Source organism: Microcystis sp. BLCC-F209, assembly GCF_041928595.1.
GTDB lineage: Bacteria > Cyanobacteriota > Cyanobacteriia > Cyanobacteriales > Microcystaceae > Microcystis.
This window is the reverse complement of sequence record NZ_JBHFLL010000144.1, coordinates 1-1721: the sequence shown is the minus strand read 5'-3', so window position 1 is coordinate 1721 and position 1721 is coordinate 1. Positions and strand designations below refer to the sequence as shown.

General features: G+C 37.7%; 3 protein-coding genes. All 3 read left to right on the top strand.

Translation table 11 applies throughout. The features are described 5' to 3' along the window. Positions 1-420: 420 nt before the first annotated feature. Positions 421-585, top strand: a complete 165-nt coding sequence (locus ACE1AQ_RS09120; protein WP_254053024.1) for a hypothetical protein — start codon at positions 421-423, stop codon at positions 583-585. A gap of 2 nt (positions 586-587) precedes the next feature. Continuing rightward, entirely contained in the window at positions 588-1067 is a 480-nt protein-coding gene (locus ACE1AQ_RS09115; protein WP_374808277.1) for a transposase, read from the top strand. Beyond that, positions 1018-1721: RNA-guided endonuclease InsQ/TnpB family protein (locus ACE1AQ_RS09110; RefSeq protein WP_374808275.1), on the top strand; the 704-nt coding region annotated here is incomplete at its 3' end. The genes ACE1AQ_RS09115 and ACE1AQ_RS09110, both read left to right, overlap by 50 nt.

Sequence of the window (1721 nt, the reverse complement as noted above, 5' to 3'; positions counted from 1 at the left end):
AGTTTTTAATAACCAGATTTAGTATCAGGAGTCAGTAGCCAGTCGTCGGTCGTTTCAGGCTTTGTTGCCCTGCTTTTTGTACCAATTTGTGGACTAAAAGAAGAATAATGCAAGGTTTTTGAATGTCCCAATCCTATTTTCGCAGCATGAACATCGGATTTTAACAGGTCAAAAGCCTTATTTTAAAAGGGTTTTACCATTATTCAGCAAGCCCTGCTTAATTTAAATGAATCAACCCTAGGGCTTTGGGGGGTAGAACCCTCCAAAGGCTTGGATTGAGTGATAAAATCGCAGGTAATACTAAATCCGTTGAGTATGGGCTACATATCAAGAGAGGCACTCATGCAATAACTGGATTTAGTATTGTAAAGTTTCAATAGAAATATAGTCAGATATAGTCAGGGATGGTAATATATAGACATGAAACTATCAGACTATGCAAAAAAAGCAGGAATAAGTTATCGAACGGCTTGGAGGTGGTGGAAACAAGGGAATTTAACAGGCTATCAATTGCCTTCTGGTACAATTATCACAACGGATGACAACCCTTCAAAACCCGACGCTGAGTTAAAAGACAACGAATAATAATGTTAGTAGCAGAAAGACACATTATCAAGAAAGGACATCGATTTTGGGCTGAGATAGATAATTTATCTTGGCAGTCTAAAAATCTTTACAACTCAGCCAATTATTTAATCCGACAAAACTTCATTTATGGTCATGGCTATTTGACCTATAATCAGATGGCCTCTCTCATGAAAGAGACAGAACAGTATCAAGCTTTACCCGCTAAAGTTTCCCAACAAGTTTTAAGAAGATTAGACCGGAACTGGCAATCATTTTTTGCCGCTTCATCGGAGTTTAAAAGTCACCCCGATAAATTTCTGGGAAAACCCAAAATTCCTGGCTATAAGGAGCCAAAAAAAGGACGAAATCTCTTAGTTTACACGATTCAAGCTATAAGCAAAGTAGGTCTTAGGGAAGGATTGGTCAAACTATCACCGGACTTCAATTGCCTTGCCGAAAAGAGTAGCAGAGCGCATAGCAGAAGTCATAATAGTTCCTAAATGTGATTGTTATGTAATTGAGGTAATTTATGAGAAAACCGAACAGTTCTTAGCTCCTAATGAAAAGATAGCTGCGATAGATTTAGGCATAGATAATTTGATGGCTGTAACTTCAAATCAACCGGACTTTATCCCTTTGTTGATTAATGGCAGACCGTTAAAAAGCCTGAATCAATTTTATAACCAACGTCGAGCTAAGTTGCAATCTCTGTTAAAAGGTAATCGTCAAAGTTCCCAGAGAATTCGCCGTTTAACTCGCTGTCGTAATCAGAAAGTAGATGATTATCTTCATCAGGCTAGTCGTTATTTAGTCAATCTCTTAGTTGACCAAGAGATAACAACTTTAGTAATTGGGAAAAATGACGGCTGGAAACAAGAAGTAAACTTAGGGAAAGTCAACAATCAAAAGTTTGTGACCATCCCTCATGCTCGATTAATTGAGATGATTAGTTATAAATGTCAATTAGCGGGAATTAAAGTGATTATTCAAGAAGAATACTATACCTCAGCTTCTAATTTTTTGAATGACGATCCTCTCCCCGTTTATGGACAGATAACTGAAAAGCCAGTGTTTTCAGGAAAAAGAATTTCGCGAGGGTTATATCGTACAGATAAGGGGATTCTGGTTCAATCTGATGTCATGGGTTCCTACAA

Bases quoted from the DNA above. Each gene is read 5' to 3' on its own strand.
- ACE1AQ_RS09120 (WP_254053024.1), top strand. From the start codon at position 421: ATGAAACTATCAGACTATGCAAAAAAAGCAGGAATAAGTTATCGAACG.
- ACE1AQ_RS09115 (WP_374808277.1), top strand. From the start codon at position 588: ATGTTAGTAGCAGAAAGACACATTATCAAGAAAGGACATCGATTTTGG.